Raw genomic sequence first — 23,613 nt, forward strand, 5'->3', positions numbered from 1 at the left:
GAAATGCTCAACTCTGCCGTTTATTATCTGTATCAGACGATTCATTCGGGTTGAGAATTTTTTTGCATGCCGCTCGCTGTTCTCTATAGCCGCGCTATCGCTGGCATGGAGGCACCACTGGTAACAGTGGAAGTTCACATTGCCAACGGACTGCCGGGCTTTACCATCGTTGGCCTGCCGGAAGCGGAGGTAAAGGAAAGCAAGGACCGCGTGCGGGCCGCGCTGCAGAATACACGCTTCGAGTTTCCGCCCCGGCGCATCACAGTCAATCTTGCCCCGGCTGACCTGCCCAAGGAAAGCGGCCGCTTCGATCTGCCGATTGCATTGGGCATATTGGCCGCAACCGGCCAGATTCCATCGGACAAGCTCGGTCTTTATGAATGGGCGGGAGAACTGGCGCTGACCGGAGAACTGCGCGCCATCCGCGGCGCGCTTGCCATGACTTATGGCGCCACCCGCTCGGGCCGCAGCTTCGTACTGCCTGAACAAAATGCGGCGGAGGCGGCGCTGGTCAAGGAAACCGCGGTTTACCCCGCAACTTCCCTGCTCCAGATTTGCGCCCATCTTGCCGGGCGTGAACCTCTGCAGCTTTATTCGCTTCATTCGCTTTATTCCGAAAAGGGGGCACGCGCGAGCGAGAGTGCGGAAAGCGCGCTTCGCTATCCCGGCATGGAAGAGGTCAAAGGGCAGGCACAGGCCAAGCGTGCGCTTGAAATTGCGGCGGCAGGCAGTCATAGTCTCCTGATGATCGGTCCTCCCGGCACAGGCAAGTCGATGCTGGCAGCACGCCTTCCCGGCATCCTGCCCGCCATGACCGAAGAGGAAGCTCTCGAATCGGCAGCCATGCAATCCCTCGGAAGCGGCGGTTTCAGCGTTGCCAACTGGAAGCGGCGTCCCTATCGTTCCCCGCATCACACCGCTTCGGCCGTTGCTCTTGTCGGAGGCGGCAGCAATCCCCGCCCTGGGGAAATTTCGCTGGCTGTGAACGGGGTATTGTTTCTGGATGAATTGCCCGAGTTCGATCGCAAGGTATTGGAAGTATTGCGCGAACCGCTGGAATCGGGACGCATCACGATTTCACGGGCGGCACGGCAGGCCGAATTTCCTGCACGCTTCCAGCTGGTCGCAGCCATGAATCCCTGTCTTTGCGGCTACCTCGGACATTTCAGCGGAAAATGCCGCTGCACGCCTGACCAGGTGGCGCGCTACCGTGGAAAGATCTCCGGCCCCCTGCTGGACCGGATCGATATACAGATCGAAGTGCCCCCTCCACCCGAAGAGGACCTGATGCGGCAGGCGCAGGGAGAATCCAGCGAAACCATCCGTCAGCGCGTCGAAACCGCTTATCAAAGGCAACTGGAGCGTCAGGGGAAGGCGAATGCCCATCTGGCAGTAAAGGATATCGACAAATACTGTATTCCGGACAAAGCCGGGGAAAATCTGCTCAGGCAGGCTATCAGCCGCCTGAATCTTTCCGCCCGGGCTTATCACCGCATCCTGAAAGTCGCGCGCACGATTGCAGACCTGGCCGCAAGCTCGGGGATCAGCAGCGCCCACATTGCGGAAGCGGTGCAGTACCGGAAGATGGATCGAAGCTAGAATTTCCATGACTGCCCTATGCCTGCTCGTTGCACTTTGTTCTGCACGCCCATGACAGACCAGGATGGCAATATGGCCGGGGAGGTTTGCTGAGGAAGTTTTCTGAGGAAGCTTGTTTGGAGGCTGAAGGTTAAGCGAACGCGTGGGCGAGGGTGTAGATCGTCAGGCCTATCAGGCCGCCTATCAGCGTGCCATTGATGCGAATGTACTGAAGGTCTTCGCCCACCTGTCGCTCGATGCGACGAGTGACTGTCTCCGTATCCCACTCACCCACGGTGTCAGCAATCAGTCGCCCCACATCACGCTGATGAGACTGCACCGCCTCCACCAGCACATCCCGTATCCAGTTATTGAGCCGCTCTCGCAGGTCAGGGTCCTGAATTACCGTATTGGTGCCGGACTCCATGACACTCCGCACCCACGCCCTGATTACCGATTCCTCGCTGTCGATGTCCTCGCGCATCCCGTTGCGGATGTCGCGCCAGACTCCGTCTGCATAGTCCCGCAAGGCCGGATGCTCCAGCAGTTTGCGAGCTTGGGCGGCAATCTGCTCGCGATACTCGGGCGAAGTAGCCAGGTCAGAGGCAAGCTTGCCGATGGCAGCATCCAGTCGCAAACGCAGGGGATGTTCAGGATCTCGCGCAATCTCCGCCACAACCTCCCGCAGCGCCGCCACCACGCTTTCCCCCACCTTTTCATCCATCGAAAGCCGCTGCCAGAACCAGGCTGTATTTTCGCGCACGCGCTGGCGAATACGTGATTCGTTCGCAGTTACATATTCATCAGCCTCACGCAACAGCTTGTCCAGCAGTCGCTGGTGCCGCTTTTCCGCAGTGAGCATCACCACCGCCTCGCCGAGCAAAGGGCCAAGATCGACGCGGGCCGCTTTTTCCAGCATGCCGACCGAAACGAAACGCTGCACGTAGCGTTCGTCCACTGAATCCAGCAATTCCGGAATCAGGCGCGTCACATAATCCGAAAACAGGTCGGTCCGCCCCTGCTGGGACAGCCACGTAGCCAGTTTTCCGGACAAATCCACACGCGCGAGTTTGGCAGCAACCACTTCGGGAGAAGCAAAGTTGCTCTCCACGAAGCGTCCCAGCGATTCACCGATTCGATTCTTGTTACGTGGAATAATTGCAGTGTGGGGAATCGGCAGGCCGAGGGGCTGACGAAATAACGCTGTTATGGCAAACCAGTCCGCCAGCGCGCCCACTACTGCAGCTTCGGCAAAAGCGCGAACGTACCCAACCGACGGATGAACTGAAAGAAATACATTGGCCAGAACGAGAACCGCAAGCATCACGATCAGCAGCGCGGTCGCCAGGCGCCGCGTCCGGTTGCTGGCCACGGCTGGCTCTACAGGCCGCATTTCCTGATTCCCGGCTCGCGATTCCAAGGGATGCACCCGATCGAATGGCTGGAGATTATAAAAGTCGTATTTTCAAAGCGCTTTCTGAATCAACCTGAATCCAAAGTACACTTTACCGATTGCAACGGTCAAGGCGTTGATTGTTCAATACGAACAGAGAACAGTTCGTCCCACGGGGATCCGCCTGATGGAAGCGGAAAGGGGCAATGGTAACGGTAACAGAATTACTTTTGGTTTGCTCTTGCCCATTCATCCGCCTCGCGTCGCGCATCCCCGATTTGCATGGGTGTCATCAGCTTTTCCATCAGTTCGCGATTCTCTTTGGCATCCTCGTAGCCGCCGGCGCTGGCGATACTGAACCACTTGTCGGCTTCCACATAGTCCTGTTTCACGCCATTGCCATTGTAATACAGCACCCCGAGATTGGTCTGGGCACCCGCATGCCCTTGCTCCGCTGCCTTCAGGTACCAGGCCAACGCCTGTGCGTAATCGTGCGGCACTCCCTGCCCGCTGTCATACTTCACGCCCAGGCTGTATTGCGCCCGCGCATATCCTTGATCGGCCGCCTTGCGATACCAGGCTACTGCCTGTTGTGTATCCTTTTCGATGCCTCGCGCCGTGTCATACCTTACCCCCAGGTTATATTGCGCATCCGGATCTCCTTGCTCGGCCGCCTTGCGATACCATGACACCGCCTGGCGATCATCCTGGATGACGCCTTTACCCGTCGCATACATCACGCCGAGATTGAACTGCGCAGGAGCATAGCCCTGCTCGGCCGCCTTACGATACCATGCCGCCGCCTCGTAAGCGTCCTCACGCACGCCCCACCCTTTGGCATTTGCCACCCCCAGCTTGAACTGGGCACGCGCATATCCTTGATTGGCCGCCTGGCGATACAAGGATGCCGCCTGCCGATAATCCTGCCCGACTCCTTCTCCCGCAGCGAACATCATGCCGAGATTGAACTGTGCATCCGCATTCCCCTGCTCAGCAGCTTTGCGGTACCAGGAGGCGGATTCCTGATTGCTCTGCGCTACTCCACGGCCCTTGGCATAGAGCACGCCAAGGGCATATTGCGCCTCTGCGTACCCTTGCTCGGCTGCCTTGCGATACCAGGATACGGCCTGATGGTCATCCTGCTCGACCCCCTGCCCCTTGAGATACATGAATCCCATGATTGCCTGTGCAGGTGCATGTCCCTGCTCCGCGGCTTTCAGGTACCATGAGAGGGCGTGCCGATAATCCTTTTCCACGCCCTGGCCTTTCGCATACATCACTCCGAGATTGTATTGCGCCACCGCATATCCGCTGTCGGCTGCCCGGAAATACCAGAACATTGCCTGTTGATAATCCTGCGGGACGCCTTGGCCTTTCAGATACATGTACCCCAGCATGGATTGTGCCGGTGCGTCCCCCTGCTCCGCCGCCTTGCGGTACCACTTGGCGGCTTGTTCATGATCCTGCGGCACGCCGTGACCCCGTGAATACAGCACGCCCAGATTGAACTGCGCGTCGGGGTTGCCTTCATTGGCCGCTTTCCGGAAAGATTGCACTGCTCTGGCGTAATCCTTGCTGAGAACGAACTTCATTCCATCCTCGAAGTCCCCTGCGATAGCCAGAGAGGCGAACAACATCAACACCGGGCCGACTGTTGCGAACCTGGGTGTTGCCACTGGTTTGGATAGGCGCATCATTTTCACCTTCAATTCCCGATTCTATATTGCCCGCGCATTCTACCCGGCGCGCCCCTGAAGTTACAGGTGTTACAGGTGTTGCGGCATCCGCAATTTTTTATTCGCGAGGTTGTTTTTTTCTTATGCGCGTTTCGAGGAAAAAATCAAGAAAGCCGGCTTTATGTTTTTTACGTTTTATACAGCCATTCCCCAGCTTTTTCAGCAGGAGTTATTCGGGAGCCGAGCAGTCTTCCAGCGCGTCCCACGCAATCCGGCTTTCATATTTCCTTCCACTGACGGTGGCAAATGCCGTAGCATTATCCGTTCGTTTCAAGGTAAGAACGAAAGAATAATCGCGATCCACTTCTTTGTCAGCATTGCTGCCGGAGGCAGGCCGTATCTGATCACTGCATCGGGATTGGAAGGCGAGTTGCGCGCATAGGTGCCTGCGAGTGCACCTTCAGGATAGGCATAGATTTCCATTGCCGCAATATCCGGGTAGCTGAAAACCTGATATTGCAGGCTGCGGATCATCCATCGACTATCGGATTGAAGCTTGTCGACAGTGCAGCGGGCAAGTGCAGGGAGATTTCCGCTGACCTTTCCTCCGTGAGTAAACGAGGAATCCTCCCAGCCGATCCCTGCGCATGCTGCGAGCAGGCCCCCGCACAAAGAGAAGACCAGAACCGTGATCAATTTGATGCCTGCCTGCAAAACTCTGCCTCCCCTTCGACACGAACGCGGACCGGATTACATCGTGCCGGTATCCGCTCAATCTAAACCTAGGCCAAAAAGAACGGCTTGTAAAGCTTGTCCGCGGCAATGGCAACGGCAGGAACAGGGGCAACAGCAACGGGATAAGGAAAGACTCTTTTCATGAAACGATTTCTGAAACGCCGCGAACGGCAGGCAAACGTCAGCCGAAATCCGCCTCTCGCAGACTCCGATCTCGTTCACCTGAGCGAAGAGTACGGTATCCGCTCGCTTCACCTGGGAAGCAGCATGGTACAGAGCGCAATGCGCATCGCTGCCCCGAATGAGTTGCAGCTCGCCTATACCCAGTGCATGATGTGTTTCCTGCTGTTTCGCCCACGACCCAAAAATGTTCTCATGATCGGTCTGGGAGGAGGCTCGCTGACTAAATTTGTTTACTGGCAACTGCCAACGGTCAACACGACCGTGATCGAAATCAACCCCCAGGTGGTTTCGGTTGCGCGCAGCCAATTCCATGTACCGGCTGACGACGAGCGCCTGGCGGTGCTGATCGCGGAAGGCAGTGAGTATATTGCTGCCCATCCAGGCAGCACAGATATTCTGATGGTCGATGGTTTCGACGATGGCAGGCAAGTGGCTTCTCTATGCACCCAGGCTTTTTATGATCAGGCAAGTGAAGCATTGACGAGAAATGGCGTGCTGGTTGTCAATCTGCTCAGCCGGGACGGAAGAGTTCACGAATATCTCGCGCGTCTTGAAAACAGCTTCGCGGGGCGCATTGCCACCATACTGGCGGAGCCTTATGGCAATCTGATCGTGTTTGCCTTCAAGCATGCGCCGGCAAAAGCCGTCTGGGAAGAACTGCAAGCAACGGCAAAGGTGCTGGAGAAAGAATTTGCCCTGCCATTCTCAAAGTTCGCCCAAAAACTTCCCCCTCGCAGACCTTTTTAAACCTGGGTGGCATTTCCTCATTCCAATAGAGGCGTGGTGAAAGGACGAGCGCCCCGGATATTGCCGAAAGGCAGGCGTAGCCGTAATATCAATCCCTCTACCATTTATCATTGCGTTTTATCCGTCTCACACAGGTCTTCCCTGATGCGAAGCGGGGGGATTTGTGGTAAAGTTTTCAAGCGGCTGTAAATGGAGAATGGAAGGAAAAAGTAAGGAAGGATCATGGCGAAATTTTACGAATCCGATCACACCCGGTTCATGCGTGAACTGTTCGAGAAAAATCCGAAATTGCCAGAGGACCAGAGGGAAGCGCGCGCAATCTGGTGGGACAAAAAGCTGGACCCGGAAGAGCGCCGGCGTTTCAAGGAATCCGCGGTGCAGCAAAAGGCTTACGTCTATTTCGGAAAATAGACATACCGCCTGGGAGCCTAAGCTTTTCCGGGCACTACACCCAGTCCGGGAATTCTCCAGTGCGGCGGAGTGACCGAAAGCGGCTGAAACACCTTACATGGCTTCAAACACCCCTGCTGCACCCATTCCGGTGCCCACGCACATGGTCACCATGCCATACTTCTGATGGTGTCGGCGCAAGCCATGCAGCAGCGTCGCAACGCGAATAGCGCCGGTCGCCCCCAACGGATGGCCGAGCGCAATGGCTCCGCCGAGAGGGTTAACCTTCTTCCGGTCCAATCCGAGATCATTGATGACTGCAAGGCTTTGCGCGGCAAAAGCCTCGTTCAGCTCGATCCAGTCGAGATCGTCCTGTTTCAGGCCCACCTGCTTTAGCACCCTCGGTATTGCCTTCACCGGACCAATGCCCATGATTTCCGGCGGCACGCCCGCTACGGAATAGCCGAGAAAGCGTCCCATCGGCGTCAGGTTGAACCGCTTCAAAGCGTCTTCGCTTGCCAGCACCACCGCACCTGCGCCGTCGGACATCTGCGAACTGTTGCCCGCTGTCACCGTACCATGGGCTGCAAAAACCGGCTTGAGCCTGGAAAGAACTTCCGGGTTCGTGCCCGGACGCGGTCCTTCATCGGTATCCCGAACTACTGCCACATCGCGTATTTCATGGGAAGCAAGATCGGGTCGCTTTTCCACTACAGTATAGGGCGCAATTTCCTGCTCGAATTCCCCCGTCTCGATTGCTTTCAGCGCCCTTGTGTGGCTCGTCGTCGCAAACTCGTCCTGAGCCTCACGGCTGACCTGCCACCGCTGCGCGACTTTTTCCCCGGTAATACCCATGCCATAGGCGATCGCCACGTTTTCATCGCGCAGGAATATGGCCGGGTCCAAAGCCGGCTTGTTGCCTGACATCGGTACCATGCTCATGCTCTCGGTGCCGGCCGCTATGATCACATCGGCCTCTCCCAGCCGGATACGGTCGGCGGCAAGCGCCACGGTCTGCAATCCCGATGCGCAGAAACGGTTCACTGTCATGCCAGGCACGCTGTTCGGCAACCCCGCCAGCAGAAGCGAGATGCGTGCGACGTTCAATCCCTGCTCCGCCTCCGGCATGGCGCAACCTGCTATCACATCATCGATGGCAGCAGGATCGAGACCTTCACACTGATTGACGGCAGCCTTCAATACGTGGGCGAGCATGTCGTCGGGTCGCACGGTCTTGAACATTCCGCGCGGCGCCTTCCCTACCGGTGTGCGGACGGCAGATACGATGTAAGCTTCCCCGGTTTGCTTCGTTGTCATGATGAATTTCCTTTACGCTGATTCACAATAAAAACGGTGATGGCTTTGACCGTCTTCGGTTTCCCTGTCGCACTCATTGAAAACTGGTTTCGTTGCCTTTTTCGTTCTTATCTGCGTTTGTTCTTCCTGATCAGCGGTAAGTCGTTAAATTGCCGAGCTTTTCTCAATTCCTGAGAGGTTTTCCCGTTTTCAAGGTATGCTCGATGCGTGCCTGGGTCTTTTCGGTTGCCAGCAGCTCGATAAACGCATCCCGTTCGAGTTCCAGGAACCATTCCTCATCGACCAGGCTTCCAGGCGTGAGTTCTCCGCCGCACATCACAGAGGCAATCCTTGTGCCGATCAGAAAGTCATGATCCGAGATAAAGTTGCCTTCGTGCATGTTGACCAGCATGCCTTTGATGTTCGCGATGCCGGTGGCGCCGGCAACGGGGATACGGCGCGCTCTCAGCGGAGGGCGATAGCCCGCGTCCGCCATTGCCATCGCTAGCGCCTTGGCAATATAAAGCAGTTCAAACCGGTTCATCACGATTTCGTCAGCACGTCGCAGATACCCCAGCTCTTTGGCTTCCTCCGCACTTTTCGACACTTGCGCCGTTGCCACGCTTTGAAAGTAATTTTTCAGTACGGGAAAAGGATCACCGTCTGTCGCCTCCTGCGCTGCGCGCAACGCCAGCTCCTTGCAGCCTCCTCCCGCTGGCAGCAATCCCACGCCCGCTTCCACCAGTCCGATATAACTCTCCAAGGTAGCGACCGCACGATCACAATGCATGACGAATTCGCAACCGCCTCCCAGCGCAAGTCCATCCACTGCCGCTACCGTGGGAATCGTCGAATAGCGCAACGCCTGTGAAGTCTGCTGGAATTGCGCAATCATGGCTTCCACTTCCGCCAGCTTTCCCGCCATCAAGGCATCCGCAAGATTGAGCTTGCGGGCGGCTTTGAGTACGGCGGATTGTGCCGTTTTCTTGAATTTCTTCGCCAGTACGTTGAGGGCTGAAGGAGGTTCTTCATTCTTAAAGCGCTCGGTTGCCTTCTTCAGGTTGGCGCCGACAGAAAAGGGAGGCTCGGTCTGCCAGATTATCAGGGCGCGCCAGTTACGCTCAGCTTCGTCTAGGGCCTGCTGAATTCCATCCAGCACGTCACTGCCGATGGTGTGCATCTTGCTCTTGAAGCTGAGTATGGCAATGCCGTCATCGCCCTTTTCCGTGCGGCCACCTGCTTCAGGCTTTTCCGGCATGCACCACATCCGCACCGCCTGGGTTTCAAATACGGTCTGGCCATACTGCGGCTCTTCGCTCAGCAGCCGGTCGGGGAACAGTTGCCGCCGGTATACCGGTAGCGAGGAGCGTGGCCGAAAGCTCTTGCTGGAAGGCGCATAAGAGCCTGGCTTCCTGTGTACTCCCTGTATGTCCGCGTTGACTGCCTGCGCCGGACTTTGCCCCAATTTGTGCACCCACTCCGGCAATGAAGCATTGCTCATACTTTTTCCAGCGGCGATATCTTCGCTGATCCATCCGCTGATCTCGCCCCATCCGGCGGCCTGCCAGGTTTCAAACGGTCCCTGCGTCCAGCCGAAGCCCCAGCGCATGGCAAAATCGAGGTCACGGGCATTGTCCGCTATTTCCTCGAGATGCACCGCGCAGTAATGAAACAGGTCGCGGAACACCGCCCACAGGAACTGGGCTTGTGGATGAGGACTCGCGCGCAGTGCACCCAGTTTGCCGGCAGGACTTTTGTCTTTGAGCAGTTCCGCTATGTCATCCTCCGCCTTGCCCGCCGAGAGCACATATTCGTTTCGCGCAATATCCAGTACGTGAATGTCCTTGCCTGTTTTCTGATATACACCGCGCTTTGCCTTCTGACCTAGCGCGCCTTTATCTATCAGGGCTTGCAACCAGGGTGGCACTGCATAGTATTCGTGCCAGGGGTCGTCTGGCAGCATTTCGCGCATGGTATTGATCACATGGGCAAGAATATCCAGTCCTACCAGATCGGCCGTACGGAAAGTCGCGCTTTTCGGGCGCCCAATGAGGGAACCGGTCAAAGCATCCACCACGTCGAATCCAAGTCTGAACTCGCTTGCGTGATGCATGGTGGCGAGCATGGAAAATACACCAATCCGGTTGGCAATAAAATTGGGCGTATCTTTCGCGCGGACGACACCCTTGCCCAGGTAAGTAACCAGGAAGGCTTCCAGGTCGTCGAGCATGGCGCTATCACTGGTTGTACAGGGTATCAATTCCACCAGGTGCATGTAGCGCGGCGGATTGAAAAAATGGATACCGCAGAAACGGTGGCGCAGGGTTTCCGGGAACACCTGCGCCAGTTGATTGATGGACAGTCCCGATGTGTTGCTGGCAAAAACTGTGCGTTCCCCCAGATACGGCGCTATTTTTGCGTACAGCCCCGTTTTCAGATCCATGCGCTCCGCAATTGCTTCGATTACGAGATCGCACTCCCCGAGCAGCTCAAGGTTCTGGTCGTAGTTCGCAGGCTGTATGAATGTTGCTCTGGCTGTGCTCGACAGAGGTTGGGGGTCCTGCTTTTTAAGATTTTCGATGGCCTTGACTACATTCGCATTGGGATCCTCTCCGGCGGAAAGCTCGAACAAAAGGGTTTCGACATTCGCATTGATCAGATGTGCCGCAATCTGCGCTCCCATGACTCCTGCGCCGAGAACCGCTGCCTTGCGCACGGTGAATCCAGAATTATTCACTTTTGCCTCCAATACGATATGTCCACATCACCCGGGAGGAACCACGCGCGGCTTGCGATGCTCATCGACCGCAACATAGGTTAGCACTGCTTCCGTCACCCGATAGCATATTTCCTTGTCGCCCTGCCGTAATCCGCGCTGCGCATACACGACCACATCCACTGTAATGGAAGTCCGCCCAATCCGGACGATATTGGCATAGAAGCTTACGACATCGCCGACGAATACCGGTTGCTTGAATACGAAGGAATTCACGGCCACGGTTACGACGCGACCGCGAGCCCGGCGGATGGCGGGAAGGCTGCCGGCAATATCCACTTGCGCCATGATCCAGCCCCCGAATACGTCTCCCGCATAATTCGTATCCGTAGGCATCGGCACCAACCGCAACACCGGGTCGGAATCCTCAGGCAGCGATACCTGAGATTCAGCGTCACTGTCTGTCATTTTTCATGATTTCACAGGATAAGGTATACGCTGGAGGGAAGCAGATTCAACTACTCACTCTACCGCGAATTTCGACATGACAGGCAATGATCTGCTCATTACTTCATGTAGAGCCTGTCCACCTCGCTTTTGTAGTGGTTCTGCACATAAACGCGCCGCAGTTTCAACGTCGGGGTCAACATCTGGTTCTCGACTGTCCACGGCTCGGTCACCACGGCAACGCGATATATCCTGGCATAACCCGGAAATCCTTTGATCTGATAAGCGATTCGTTCCAGCAGGATTTCTTCGAACTTCGGATCGCCCGCCAGACGGCGCCAGTTCCGATCGAGATGGTATTCGTCTGCCATGCTTTCCCAATTTCCGGAATTGAGAACTGCCAGCACCGCTAAATGAGGACGTCCCTCGCCAACCACTATGACCTGTTCAAATAACGGATCGCGCAGAATCGCTGCTTCCATGTTGGCAGGCGGGATTTTTTCTCCGGTGGACATGACAATGATTTCCTTCACCCGACCGGTAATGGTGATATGCCCGGACCCGTCGATTTCCGCGATATCGCCCGAATTGAGCCAGCCGTCCGGAGTCATTACCGCTCGCGTGGCCTCCTCATCGTTCCAGTAACCGAGCATGACGTTGGGTCCGCGAATAAGCAGGGCATTCTGCTCGCCGAGCTTCACCTCCACCCCTGGAATAGGCCGTCCGACACTTGCCGGAGCATTGTCCTCAATCGTATTGCAGCAAACGACCGGGCTGCTTTCCGTCATGCCGTAGCCCTGGAGGATGGGCAGGCCCAGGCCGATAAATATGCGGGAAACATCGCTTGACAATGCAGCACCGCCACTCATCGCTGCGCGCAGCCGCCCTCCCAGTTTGCTCATCACCTTCTTTGCCACCAGTATTTCCAGCAATGGCCACAACGCATGGGAAAAATGCTTCTCGGCGCGCCCCTGCTGATACTCGAACCGGTTGTACCCGATCTCGACTGCAAGGTCGAACAGCCTGCGGCTCAGCAGGGAGCCCTCCGCCAGCCTGGCGCGAATGCCGGCATATACGCGCTCATAGATTCGGGGCACCGAAACGAGGATGGTCGGCCGGATGATCAGCAGGTCCTCCTGCAACTGGGGAATCGAGCGCGCATACGCCACTGTCGAACCCCGCATCATCGGCACATAATAACCGGCAGTTCGCTCAAACGTGTGGGACAACGGCAAAAAGGAGAGCAGCACATCGCTTTCTTGGATCGGCACGACCTGCAGGCAGCTATACGCATTGGTCAGTATATTATGATGACTGAGCATCACCCCCTTGGGGGGCCCGGATGTGCCCGATGTATAAATGATGGTAGCCAACTGATGCGGGTCACGAGCGAGGACACGGCTTAGCGCGACTTCTTCCGAAGCTTGATGGTCCGGCTCCGCGGGAAGCTGATAGACGGGTTCCACGCTTGGGAATGCTTGCGGCGACTCGGCCGGCCTCTCGCCGGGGAACCACTCTGGCAGCCAGTCATGCAGTGCAAGTACGAGCTCGTTCCCTGCTCTATGACCCTGCCTGACACTGCCCTGGATAATAATGACGCGCACAAGCCCAGCGATCTGATCCCGCCCTTCGGAGAAAGCGAGCCACTGCCCCAGTTCTTCCAGCAGAAGTATCTTGACGCCTGCATCCTGAAGGATATAGGCCGCATTATCCGGGCGATCAGTGGGATAGAGCGGCACTACCACCAGCCCGAGCCTCAGCGCAGCCTGTTCGAACATTACCCATTCCGGGCAGTTTCTTAACATTATCCCAACGCGGTCACCCGGTCTGAGCTTTTCCTTCGATAGCGCAATCACCCAGTGTGCAATGCGCTCATCCATTCGCGACCAGGTAAGGTCACGCCATTTGCCGCTCGAGCGGTCATAATCCCGATAGGCTATCGCTTCGGGCGTGCGGCGTACCCGCTCTCGGAACAATCCATCGAGAGTTCCCGCGATTTCCACCGAAATGAGGCCCGCCATGTTCTGCCTTCCAGATGTTGTAGGGATTTCCGCTTCGCTTGGCGTTGCTGCCGGAGATAACGCCGCTCGAACCTGCTGCCGGCTGGCGGAGGCATTGTTCATATATTGCTCATGCGTTGATTGGCGAAGCAGCTTCAGTTGTCTTCGAGCTGGAGCCAAAGTCAGAAGGAAAATCATCTACCATGATCACGCGGCGGCGCAAGTCTCCCATTTTTTTCAATATCTCCAGTTCCGTAGACGTAATGATTCTTTGCTTGAGGGCAACCTCGATACTCTCTTCTTCCTGCGCGGGAATCTGCCCGCTCTTTATCGCCGTACGCAACTTGGCTTCTGTTGCTTCACAGGACACTGCGCGCTCCAGTGCCTGTTCCAGAATATTCAGCGGCTCGTCTTTGGCTGGGGGTATGTAAATACCGGCAGTGAGGCGATCACGTGCTTCGCCAGGCGCCAGCATCAATTTTGCAATTTTGTGCTCCAGTTCGTCCGGGGGCGGAGAGAACGGTTTGCCCAGCGGAAACACCATGAATCGCAGTACGCGCCGTGTAAATCCGGTAGCGGGAAAATTATCCAGTACCCCATCGAATGCCTGTTGCACGTGATACAACGCATCCTGCATGCACCAATGCAGCAGCGGCAGGTCAGAAGGGGGTTGGTGATCGTCCTTGAAGCGTTTCAGCACAGCGGAGCATAAATAGAGAAGGCTTAGAATATCGCCCAGGCGCGCAGACAAACGCTCCCTGCGTTTGAGCGCCCCGCCCAGAACCAGAAGGGAGATATCGGCGAGAAAGGCGAAGGAGGCCGAGCAACGCGTCAGCTGGCTGTAGTAGCCGTGTACTTCCGGATCTGTGTTGAGCGGCGCCTTCGCCAGCTTGCCGCTGGTAAGCCCGTGCATGAGCGACCGTAAGCCATTGCCGACCGTAAAGACAAAATGCCTGGCCAGAGCCTTGTCGAATTCCACCAGCCCCCGCTTCGTGTCGGAATCCCCCGCGGCACGGATTTCCTTCAACAGATACGGATGGCAACGTATCGCGCCCTGACCGAAAATGATCAGGTTTCGAGTGAGGATGTTGGCGCCTTCCACAGTGATGCTGACGGGAATCTGCTGATAGCTGCGTCCCAGGTGATTGCCGGGTCCCAGACAGATGCCTTTGCCTCCATGCACATCCATTGCATCGTTGATCACCTCGCGTCCCCGCTCAGTGAGATGGTATTTGACAATGGCAGAGATCACGGAAGGCTTTTCCCCGAGATCCACTGCCCCCGCAGTCATCATTCGCGCCGCATCCATCATGTAGGTATGGCCCCCGATGCGTGCAAGCGCTTCTTCAACACCCTCAAAAAATCCGATAGGCTGCTTGAACTGCACGCGCACTCTGCTGTAAGCGCCCGTTGCGCGTGCGGCCAGCTTGGCTCCTCCGGTGCTCGTGGCGGGCAGAGAGATGGAGCGGCCCACCGCAAGGCAGTTCATCAGCATGCGCCAGCCCCGGCCTACTCCTTCGATTCCTCCTATCACATACTCCATGGGTATGAAAACGTCTTTTCCCGAATTGGGCCCGTTCTGAAAGGCGGCATCGAGTGGAAAATGGCGGCGACCGATTTCAACACCCGGCGTGTCAGTGGGAATCAGCGCCAGAGTGATGCCAAGATCCTTCTGGCCACCCAGAAGTCCATCCGGATCATGGAGCTTGAATGCAAGTCCGAGGAGGGTCGCGACCGGACCGAGCGTGATGTAGCGCTTCTCCCAGGTCACGCGCATGCCCAGCACCTTCTCATTACCCTTGAATGTGCCATAACATATGATGGCCGAATCGGGAATGGCGCTTGCATCCGAACCTGCTTCAGGTCCGGTGAGCGCGAAACATGGCACCTCCAATCCTTTCGCGAGCCGTGGAAGATAGTAATTCTTCTGCTCTTCCGTGCCATATTGCAGCAGCAGTTCAGCAGGGCCCAGCGAATTTGGCACCATTACGGTCACTGCCGCGGTGCCGCTGCGTGAACTGATTTTCATGACCACCTCGGAGTGCGCCAACGCGGAAAAGCCGAGCCCCCCGTACTCCCTGGGAATAATCATGCCAAAAAACCCCTGGTCCTTGATGAACTGCCATACATGGGGCGGCAGATCATGCAGTTCCCATGTGATCTGCCATTCGTCCAGCATCGCGCACAGTTCTTCCACAGGGCCATCCAGAAAGGCTTTTTCTTCCGCCTCCAGCTTGGGCTTGGGGAATGCCAGCAGCTTGTTCCAGTCCGGCCTGCCGCCGAACAGCTCTGCCTCCCACCATACCGTGCCCGCATCCAGCGCTTCCTGCTCGGTTTGCGAGATAGGGGGCAGAATCTTACGGAAGATTTTCAGCAGGCGGCTGGAAATGAGGATGCGACGCACCTGCGGTACGAAAATGATAACGCTGGCAACTAAAATCAGCGTCAGAAGCAGAAATGAGATCAAGGTAATTTTCCTTGGTAGGTTTGTGACACCTGTAAAAAGCCGACTCTATATACTGGTACGGCTTCTCAGCCGTCAGCCGGAGGGGGAGTGCCGCGGACATTCATCTTGTTATCCACTTTCTTCACTCCTTCAACCATCCATGCGAGCATGTTGACACGATCCAGTTGAGCCTGATTATCCACAAAACCGCTCAGCATTATCGTTCCGTTGTGCGCTTCCACCCGGACGTCGAGATGCCGGACCTCCGGATCCGCCTTCAAGGCGCCCTGTATCGAACTATTGAGCGTGCTATCATCCACAACCGCCTGGGGGTCCGGGATCTTCCATGATTCATGCACCTTCTCTTCTTTTCCGCAACTCGTCAGGGAGAGGGCGCCTGCGAGGGCAACGGCTAAAACTACGACTACGGGTTTATATCTATCGATCATTTTATTTTTCCTGGTCAGAATAAAAAATCCCAATCTCGCGCTGATCAAATAATTACCGATTATGAAACCTCTGTAAACTTCAATCCAGTGTTGAGGAGGTATGTTTTCACCTGCTCAGGCAGATTTTCTTCCAGGCAGTCGAATTCTCTGCTTTCTTTCATGGAACGAAGCCAGGTGAGTTGGCGTTTCGCCAATTGCCGGGTTGCGGCTAATGCCATTTCCCGCATTCGCGCTGCGTCGATTGCCTTTTCCAGATGCATCCATACCTGCCGGTAACCCACGCACCGCATCGAAGGGTTTTCGTCGCTCAGATAGAATTTATCACGGATCGCGCGCACCTCATCAATTAATCCATGCTTCAGCATCTGCTCGAAGCGGCGTGCGATGCGCTGGTGCAGCACCTGACGGTTGCCGGGAACGAGCGCTATCTTGACCACCTCGTAGGGTAGTGAAACATTTTTTGGCTTGCCCAGTGTTTCCGACATGGGTTTACCGGTCAGATAAAACACTTCCAGGGCACGCTGTATGCGTTGACTGTCGGTTGGTTTGATGCGTTCCGCGCTGACGGGATCAAGCCGGAACAATTCCTGGTGCATCGCAGGCCAGCTGCTTTTCCGGGCTTTAGCTTCAATCGCAGCACGCATGCCCCTGTCCGCGGAAGGAAGTTCCGAAAGCCCCTCAAGGAGCGTCTTGAAATAGAGCATCGTGCCGCCTGCCAGAAGCGGAATATTGCCCCGGTCCGCGATCTGCCGCATCGTGCACAGTGCATCAGTGCGGAACCGGGCAGCAGAATAATGCTCATGCGGATCGATCAGATCGATGAGATGATGAGGCGTGGCCGTCAGCGCTTCTGCGCCTGGTTTCGCGGTGCCGATATTCATGTGGCGATAGACCTGGGCCGAATCCACGCTGATAATCTCCACCGGAAGATAACGTGCGATATGCAGCGCGAGTCCGCTTTTCCCGCTTGCCGTCGGTCCCATCAGAAAAATCGCAGGCGGATAGGGGGAATAGGTTGCTTTCTTTTCATTCCGGATTCTTCTGCCCTGTTCTGTCACGGTAGCCGGAAAGAGTCTATGCCTATGGTAGTTGCGTGCGTCGCGGATTAACTTCTGTATTTTCGCCCAAGCGCTTCGAACGGTTCCCAGTTTGCGTCGCGAGTGGGCCGGCATTGAAATCTGTTTTATTCAAGGGATTAAACGCGATATTCGATTGAATGACAAGCATTGGTTTTTTCGGTTAGAATCCGTTCCTTGACCGGCGCGTCCAAGCTCGCGCGTTTGCCCAAACCAATTCTATTTTATGATTCTTGTACTTAGCCCGGATACCGGACCTGAAAGTCCCGACTACAAACAGTTATTGGCGTATCTTGCCAATATGCCGGGAATATCCACTCGAGTACGCACCGAGGTCGGCAGTGAGCAGACGCTCACCGAAGTGTATCTGATCGGGAACACGAAGGCGCTGCTGGTCGAAGATATGCAAAACCTGCCCTGTGTGGAGCAGGTTGTCCGGATTTCGGAGGAGTATCGTGTTCTTGGCCGGCATAAGGATGATCACAGGCCTACTTATTTCGATTATAACGGAGTGCGCTTCGGTCAGGATACGCTGAACGTTTTTGCCGGCCTGTGCGCAGTGGATACGCTCGAACACGTCGAACTGATGATGCAGGCGCTGCGAGACAATGGACAAGTGTGCACCCGCATGGGAGCCTACAAACCCCGCACCAGCCCCTACTCGTTTCAGGGCCACGGCAAGGCCTGTCTGCCCTACGTATTCGAACTGGCCGGAAAATACGGCATCAGGGTGATAGCTATGGAAATCACCCATGAATCCCATCTCGAGGAAATCTGTGATGCGCTTTATCGCACGGGCAATGCCACCGGTGTCATACTCCAGATCGGCACGCGCAACACACAGAATTTCGAGCTGCTGAAAATAGTGGGACGCCAGCAGGATTTTCCGGTGCTGCTCAAGCGTGGTTTTGGTATTACCCTGGATGAATCCCTCAATGCTGCGGAATATCTGGCATCCGAGGGTAACCGCAAAGTCGTTTTCGGTCTGCGCGGCATGAAAACCAACATGGGAGATCCGCATCGCAATTTCGTCGATTTTTCCCATGTGCCGGTGGTCAAACGACTGACACGCATGCCGGTCTGCATTGATCCGTCGCATTCTGTCGGAATGAGAGCTGCGTCCCCGGATGGCGTACTCGATATCATGCATGCAACTGCGCAAGGCGTCATTGCCGGCGCCAATATGATACTGGTGGATTTTCACCCCGCGCCGGGCAAAGCGCTGGTGGATGGACCCCAGGCGCTGTTGATGAGGGAATTGCCGCTTTTCCTGGAAGATGTGGCCATTGCGCGGAAAGCCTACGAGCAGCGTGTTGCCCTTGCCCAGCGTTATCAGGAGGATGCCGAGCCGGCGCAGCCCTCCTCGGTGCAAAGCGCCTGAATTCCCTGTCTGAATTTCTTTTCGGATAGACACCCCAGGCACGCCGCGCTGCCGGATGCCCTCAGCTTCCCCTTTCTCATTCTTCCAGTCCTTCTCCATAGACATGCCGGGAGGAGAGCAGCGCGACCGTGATACGCCAGGTCCTGATGCTGCTGTTCGCGTTGTTTATATCGGCTCTCATGGATTCCGGCGATGCGGGCGGCGAAAATCGACCGGCGTCCTCCTCGGGTTTTGCTACTCCCGCAACCGGAACTTCTTTGCCGGTTTTTCCGGAGACGATGACGGACGATGACGGTCGCAGTGTTCTTATGACTCACACTGCAATGCGCATCATTTCACTTTCACCCAATATCACTGAACTGATTTTTGCTGCTGGAGCTGGGAAAAAACTGGTTGGAGTCAGCAGGCACAGCAATTATCCGGATGCTGCAAAATCCATTCCCGACATAGGGGATTCGTTCAGTCTGGATCTTGAAAGAATTGTCGCGCTACAGCCCGATCTGCTGCTGGCCTGGCGCAGTGGCAAGGCCAGAGCCGATATCGAGAAGCTGGAAAGACTTGGCCTGACCGTTTTTACGACAGAGGCGGTCACGCTGGCTGATGTGCCGCGCCTGCTGCGAACAATCGGCAGACTGGCCGGAACCTCAGGATCGGCGGAACGGACGGCGAAGACCTATGAAGAGGCGTTGCAGCAGATCGAGAACAGCTACAGCAACCGCCCGAAGGTCAGCGTATTCCAGTTGATCTGGCATCAGCCGCTGATGACGGTAAACAACAAGCACCTCATCAGCGATGTCATCCGCGTATGCGGCGGCACGAACGTGTTTGCGCTGTCATCTTCCCTGACGCCAGTGGTATCCGGGGAAAACCTGCTTGCGGCGGATCCTGATGCCATCATCAGCAGCGTCTTATTGGAGCAGGAAGAAAGCGCGCCGGCTGAAGTCAAAGCTTTCCTCCGGCAGTTTTCGCAGCTCAGCGCGGTGAGGAATAACAATATATTTTTCGTGCACCCCGATCTGATCCAACGCCAGACGACGCGCGTGTTACAGGGGACTCGCCTGGTTTGCGAACAGCTGGAACGTGTTCGTTCCCGTCGAAAAATCGACCGCTTGACTGATCCTGATTTTCGTACTCCCCCGCCATGAACATGCGCGCCCGGCAGGCGCTCGGAAACGGATTTGTCAATCAGGAGGATAAGAATTTCTCTTGAGAAAACATATGAATGGTAAAATAGGCGTTTGTGCCTTTGCCTTCCCCGGACTGCATTGATGCGGCCACGATTTGTAGAATGGTTCCACACTTGCAGGCATACAGAGGTTATCCAGGGGATTAATCTGAGGGTATATGTCGAATGCTAACCGTACCGCCAGCGGTATTTGTGCTTGAATGAGGTGTACTTAATGGAAAACGGCGAAATGATCAAGGTATTGCTTGCAAACCCTCGCGGTTTCTGTGCAGGCGTGGACCGGGCAATCGAAATTGTCGAGCGTGCACTCAGCGTGCATGGCGCGCCGATCTACGTGCGCCACGAAGTCGTGCACAACCGTTTCGTGGTGGAGGATCTGGAAAAAAAGGGGGCAGTATTTGTCGAGAACCTTGATGAAGTTCCGCCCGGCAGCATTCTGATCTTCAGTGCTCACGGGGTTTCCCATGCCGTGCGGCGCGAAGCCGAGGCGGGACAATTCAAGGTATTCGATGCCACGTGTCCGCTCGTGACCAAAGTCCATATTGAAGTGGCAAGGATGCGGGACCAGGGAAGAGAAATCATCATGATCGGCCATGCGGGTCACCCGGAGGTGGAAGGCACCATGGGCCAGGCCGAAGGGGAGGGTCCTTCCATGTATCTGGTGGAAACAGAAGAGGATGTCGAGAAACTGCAGGTGCGGGATCCGGCTCACCTGGCTTACGTGACCCAGACCACCTTATCCGTGGATGATGCCAACCGTGTGATCCAGGCCCTGAAAGGGCGTTTTCCCAAAATCCTCGGTCCAAAAAAGGATGATATCTGCTACGCCACCCAGAACCGGCAGGATGCGGTAAAAACGATGGTCAAGCAATGCGATCTCGTGATCGTGGTGGGCTCGCCCAATAGCTCCAACTCAAACCGCTTGTGCGAAGTCGCGAGAAATGCCGGCGTGGATGCATACATGCTGGACCGGGCGGAACAATTGCAGGAAGCCTGGCTGAAAGGCAAAATGCGGATCGGTATTACCGCGGGGGCATCGGCGCCGGAAGTGCTTGTACAGGAAGTCATCTCGCGACTCAGACAAATCGTGTCAGAGCAAGCGGAACGGGAAGTGGTGGTGGAAGAGTTGAGCGGAGTGGTTGAGTCAGTGGTGTTTCCATTGCCAAGAAACTGATCCCGCCTTTTCATCCGGCAGTTTTACTCCCTTAGCTCGAAAACTCCTTGCTTCCGTCCATCAGTGCCCGCTCGGGCTGACGCGCGACCTCAGCGACATAGCGGGTAGCTGCGGCATTCATTCATATCCTACGTTTTCACCGAGCTTCGGCATTCATACGCAATGCAGGTTGTTCCAGAGTTTTTACAAGTTCATTTGTTCTGACTGTTTCAGCCAATAGCAAAATGCAACACATATACGAAAAGGCAAGAAAGATCACGATGGTTATCTTCGATGTGGATGGAGTGCTCACGGACGGAAGCCTCTATCTCACGGATGGAGGTGAGGAGATCAAGGCGTTCAACAGCCAGGATGGCCATGGCCTGAAAATGCTCAAGGCAACGGGAATCAAGGTGGCACTTATCACTGGCCGTCAGTCCCGTTGCGTGGATTTGAAGGCAAAGGACTGGGGCGTTACCCTCGTTTATCAAGGCGCAAAAAACAAGCTTCCCGCGTTCGAGGCCTTGCTCGAGGACCAGCACCTGGATGCATCATCGTGTGCATATGTGGGAGATGATCTGATCGATCTGCCGATCCTGCTGCGCTGCGGTCTTGCCATCTCCGTGCCTGCCGCGCCTGCCCTGGTGAAAAAGCACGCGCACTATATAACCCGTCTGGAAGGAGGGCGGGGTGCGGCACGCGAGATCTGCGAAATGATCATGCAGGCACAGGACACGCTGGACGCACATCTTGCGACTTATCTCACATGATTGGCCACCTTCGCCTCGGGTTCCTTTTCGTTATAATAGCCCTGTTTGCATCATTGCTATTCCTGCTGAATCAGGACGGGCACGCGCCTTTGCTTGCGCCGGAGAGTGCATCGGTACGGGCTCCCGATTATGTTTTGGAAGATTTTTCTGCCATTCGCACGGATGAGAATGACGCGGGATACAGAATGCTTCTCGGAAAAAAAATGGTGCATTATCCCGACGATGATTCGGCTGAGCTGGAACAACCCCGTTTAATTACTATCGAACCCGGTAAACCTCCGGTACAACTGAAGGCGGATCATGCCAGGATGTCTGCCGAGGGCGAAGACATTTATTTGAGCGGCAATGTGGTGATTGTCCGAAATGCGGGTAAAGGCCGCGGTGAGACAATCTTGACGACCAGCCTGTTGCATCTTATTCCCGACCAGGATATTGCGCGAACCGACAAGCCCGTGGAGATAATTGAAACGAATGCCACTATCAGAGCGATTGGAATGGAAATGAACAATCGTACCGGCACCACGCAGTTGCTGTCGCAAGTAAAGGTCGTGCATGACAAGCAACGCTAGGTTCTCTTTCACGATTTCCATGAAACCCCTGTCTGCTGCTTTTCTCGCCGTGATGCTCTTCAGCGCACCGGCTCTGGCCGAGCGGGCCGACAGCGACAAGCCCGTGCACCTGGAGGCGGACCGCGCTACCGTGCAGGATGCCAACAAGCTGGCGACCTTTATCGGCAATGTCGTACTGACACAGGGAACACTGATTATTCGCGCAGATAAGATGACAGTGAAAGAAGACGCTAACGGTTTTCAATACGCCACTGCTTTCGGCAATCTCGCCAGTTTTCGCCAGAAGCGCGATGGCAAGGATGAATACGTGGAGGGCTGGAGCGAGCGTATGGAATACGATGGCAAGGCCGACAAGGTTCAGCTTTTCAAGAAAGCAAGGCTGAGACGCGGGAAGGATGAAGTTCATGGAGACTATATTTCCTACGATGCGATCAACGAATTCTTTCAGGTAAATGGCGAGGGCGGAACAAGCACCCAAACCCATTCCGAGGGCAGGGTGAGGGCTGTGATACAGCCCAAGAAGAAGGAACCCAAGCCCGAGGCAGACAATTCATAAACGAACATCGTTATGGAACTTCCCCTCTCTCCAGTCCGCGATCACGCCGGCCATGCTTCCCAGGCTCCTGAAGCTTCCCTGGTTTCCTCAGGGAAGAGGAGTGAATTCAGGGCGGAGAATCTGAAAAAAAGCTACAAGTCGCGCACAGTGGTGCATGATGTTTCCCTTTCGGTTAAAAGCGGAGAAGTTGTCGGCTTGCTGGGCCCCAATGGCGCAGGCAAGACCACCTGTTTTTACATGATGGTGGGCCTTGTGCCGCTGGATGGAGGCAACATCGTGCTTGATGAGCTTGACCTCAGCGAGATGCCCATGCACGAGCGAGCGCGCCTCGGCTTGAGCTATCTGCCGCAGGAGGCTTCGATTTTCAGGCGACTCTCGGTAGCCGACAATATTCGCGCTGTACTGGAATTGAAAAACTATGGGGCTGACGAGATGCAGCAGCATCTCGACAATTTGCTGCATGATCTGCATATCAGTCATATACGCAACAGTCCCGCCATCAGTTTGTCCGGCGGGGAACGGCGACGCGTTGAAATTGCTCGTGCGCTGGCGACAAGTCCGCATTTCATCTTGCTGGACGAGCCGTTTGCCGGGGTGGATCCCATTGCCGTGCTGGACATCCAGAAAATTATCCGCTTTCTGAAGGAGCGGGGCATCGGTGTGCTGATCACAGACCATAATGTCCGGGAGACACTAGGAATCTGTAATCATGCCTACATCATAAGCGATGGCAGGGTGCTTGCGAGCGGCAGTCCAGACGAAATCATTTATAATGAAAACGTAAGAAAAGTCTATCTGGGAGAACATTTCCGCCTTTGAAAATAAAGCTTAGCTTTACCTGAGACCGGCTTTATCGCTGTTTTTCC

General features: G+C 55.6%; 20 protein-coding genes. 10 read left to right on the top strand and 10 right to left on the bottom strand.

The genetic code is table 11. The annotated features are described in order from the left end of the window. Nucleotides 1-66: 66 nt before the first annotated feature. Complete coding sequence (locus C8R21_RS04875; RefSeq protein WP_107761699.1) at nt 67-1,599, top strand: YifB family Mg chelatase-like AAA ATPase; 1,533 nt, start codon at nt 67-69, stop codon at nt 1,597-1,599. A gap of 130 nt (nt 1,600-1,729) precedes the next feature. Here C8R21_RS04875 and C8R21_RS04880 read toward each other — a convergent pair whose 3' ends face one another. The 3 genes from C8R21_RS04880 to C8R21_RS04890 form a co-directional block, all read right to left on the bottom strand. Next, the gene (locus C8R21_RS04880; RefSeq protein WP_146162442.1) at nt 1,730-2,971 is read right to left on the bottom strand and encodes a DUF445 domain-containing protein; all 1,242 of its coding nucleotides are present in this window, start codon (nt 2,969-2,971) and stop codon (nt 1,730-1,732) included. A gap of 224 nt (nt 2,972-3,195) precedes the next feature. Next, on the bottom strand, nt 3,196-4,668 hold the full coding sequence (locus C8R21_RS04885; protein ID WP_258192263.1) for an SEL1-like repeat protein: 1,473 nt from the start codon (nt 4,666-4,668) through the stop codon (nt 3,196-3,198). A gap of 309 nt (nt 4,669-4,977) precedes the next feature. Beyond that, nucleotides 4,978-5,361 carry a hypothetical protein gene (locus tag C8R21_RS04890; RefSeq protein WP_107761702.1) on the bottom strand — a complete coding sequence of 128 codons (384 nt, stop codon included), beginning with the start codon at nt 5,359-5,361 and terminating at the stop codon, nt 4,978-4,980. A 162-nt stretch (nt 5,362-5,523) separates the two neighbouring features. On the opposite strand from C8R21_RS04890, the gene C8R21_RS04895 reads away from it, so the two are divergent. Beyond that, nucleotides 5,524-6,312, top strand: a complete 789-nt coding sequence (locus C8R21_RS04895; RefSeq protein ID WP_107761703.1) for a polyamine aminopropyltransferase — start codon at nt 5,524-5,526, stop codon at nt 6,310-6,312. Between the two features lie 222 nt (nt 6,313-6,534). Next, nucleotides 6,535-6,723: a DUF3460 family protein gene (locus C8R21_RS04900; protein WP_074975297.1), complete on the top strand. Its 189-nt coding sequence runs from the start codon at nt 6,535-6,537 to the stop codon at nt 6,721-6,723. 93 nt (nt 6,724-6,816) lie between these two features. Here the strand turns inward: C8R21_RS04900 and C8R21_RS04905 are convergent, their stop codons facing one another. The 7 genes from C8R21_RS04905 to miaA form a co-directional block, all read right to left on the bottom strand. Further along, entirely contained in the window at nt 6,817-8,019 is a 1,203-nt protein-coding gene (locus C8R21_RS04905; protein ID WP_107761704.1) for an acetyl-CoA C-acyltransferase, read from the bottom strand. 163 nt (nt 8,020-8,182) lie between these two features. Beyond that, nucleotides 8,183-10,735 (bottom strand): 3-hydroxyacyl-CoA dehydrogenase/enoyl-CoA hydratase family protein, encoded by a 2,553-nt coding sequence (locus C8R21_RS04910; protein WP_107761705.1) that lies wholly within the window; start codon nt 10,733-10,735, stop codon nt 8,183-8,185. A 27-nt stretch (nt 10,736-10,762) separates the two neighbouring features. After that, nucleotides 10,763-11,182 carry an acyl-CoA thioesterase gene (locus tag C8R21_RS04915; protein WP_107761706.1) on the bottom strand — a complete coding sequence of 140 codons (420 nt, stop codon included), beginning with the start codon at nt 11,180-11,182 and terminating at the stop codon, nt 10,763-10,765. A 98-nt stretch (nt 11,183-11,280) separates the two neighbouring features. Next, on the bottom strand, nt 11,281-13,284 hold the full coding sequence (locus C8R21_RS04920; protein WP_107761707.1) for an AMP-dependent synthetase/ligase: 2,004 nt from the start codon (nt 13,282-13,284) through the stop codon (nt 11,281-11,283). A gap of 7 nt (nt 13,285-13,291) precedes the next feature. Next, on the bottom strand, nt 13,292-15,628 hold the full coding sequence (locus tag C8R21_RS04925; protein WP_107761708.1) for an acyl-CoA dehydrogenase: 2,337 nt from the start codon (nt 15,626-15,628) through the stop codon (nt 13,292-13,294). A 65-nt stretch (nt 15,629-15,693) separates the two neighbouring features. After that, nucleotides 15,694-16,056: a BON domain-containing protein gene (locus C8R21_RS04930; protein ID WP_074975302.1), complete on the bottom strand. Its 363-nt coding sequence runs from the start codon at nt 16,054-16,056 to the stop codon at nt 15,694-15,696. A gap of 59 nt (nt 16,057-16,115) precedes the next feature. After that, the gene (gene miaA / locus C8R21_RS04935; RefSeq protein ID WP_219906609.1) at nt 16,116-17,039 is read right to left on the bottom strand and encodes a tRNA (adenosine(37)-N6)-dimethylallyltransferase MiaA; all 924 of its coding nucleotides are present in this window, start codon (nt 17,037-17,039) and stop codon (nt 16,116-16,118) included. 319 nt (nt 17,040-17,358) lie between these two features. Here miaA and C8R21_RS04940 point away from each other — a divergent pair, with 319 nt between their 5' ends. The 7 genes from C8R21_RS04940 to lptB all read left to right on the top strand — a co-directional run bounded on the left by C8R21_RS04940 (nt 17,359) and on the right by lptB (nt 23,566). Continuing rightward, on the top strand, nt 17,359-18,513 hold the full coding sequence (locus C8R21_RS04940) for a 3-deoxy-7-phosphoheptulonate synthase (RefSeq protein WP_107761709.1): 1,155 nt from the start codon (nt 17,359-17,361) through the stop codon (nt 18,511-18,513). A gap of 128 nt (nt 18,514-18,641) precedes the next feature. After that, nucleotides 18,642-19,658, top strand: a complete 1,017-nt coding sequence (locus C8R21_RS04945; protein ID WP_107761710.1) for a cobalamin-binding protein — start codon at nt 18,642-18,644, stop codon at nt 19,656-19,658. A gap of 270 nt (nt 19,659-19,928) precedes the next feature. Next, the gene (gene ispH, locus C8R21_RS04950) at nt 19,929-20,873 is read left to right on the top strand and encodes a 4-hydroxy-3-methylbut-2-enyl diphosphate reductase (RefSeq protein ID WP_074975364.1); all 945 of its coding nucleotides are present in this window, start codon (nt 19,929-19,931) and stop codon (nt 20,871-20,873) included. Nucleotides 20,874-21,097: 224 nt separating this feature from the next. Next, nucleotides 21,098-21,622, top strand: coding sequence for a KdsC family phosphatase (locus C8R21_RS04955; RefSeq protein WP_074975304.1), 525 nt, complete (start codon nt 21,098-21,100; stop codon nt 21,620-21,622). Beyond that, nucleotides 21,619-22,191, top strand: a complete 573-nt coding sequence (gene lptC / locus C8R21_RS04960) for an LPS export ABC transporter periplasmic protein LptC (RefSeq protein WP_107761711.1) — start codon at nt 21,619-21,621, stop codon at nt 22,189-22,191. The genes C8R21_RS04955 and lptC overlap by 4 nt, the downstream gene beginning before the upstream one ends. 19 nt (nt 22,192-22,210) lie before the next feature. Continuing rightward, on the top strand, nt 22,211-22,747 hold the full coding sequence (gene lptA / locus C8R21_RS04965) for a lipopolysaccharide transport periplasmic protein LptA (protein WP_074975306.1): 537 nt from the start codon (nt 22,211-22,213) through the stop codon (nt 22,745-22,747). Between the two features lie 12 nt (nt 22,748-22,759). Further along, nucleotides 22,760-23,566, top strand: a complete 807-nt coding sequence (lptB, locus tag C8R21_RS04970; protein ID WP_258192258.1) for an LPS export ABC transporter ATP-binding protein — start codon at nt 22,760-22,762, stop codon at nt 23,564-23,566. Nucleotides 23,567-23,613: the final 47 nt, after the last annotated feature.

Source organism: Nitrosospira multiformis (assembly GCF_003050865.1).
GTDB lineage: Bacteria > Pseudomonadota > Gammaproteobacteria > Burkholderiales > Nitrosomonadaceae > Nitrosospira > Nitrosospira multiformis_E.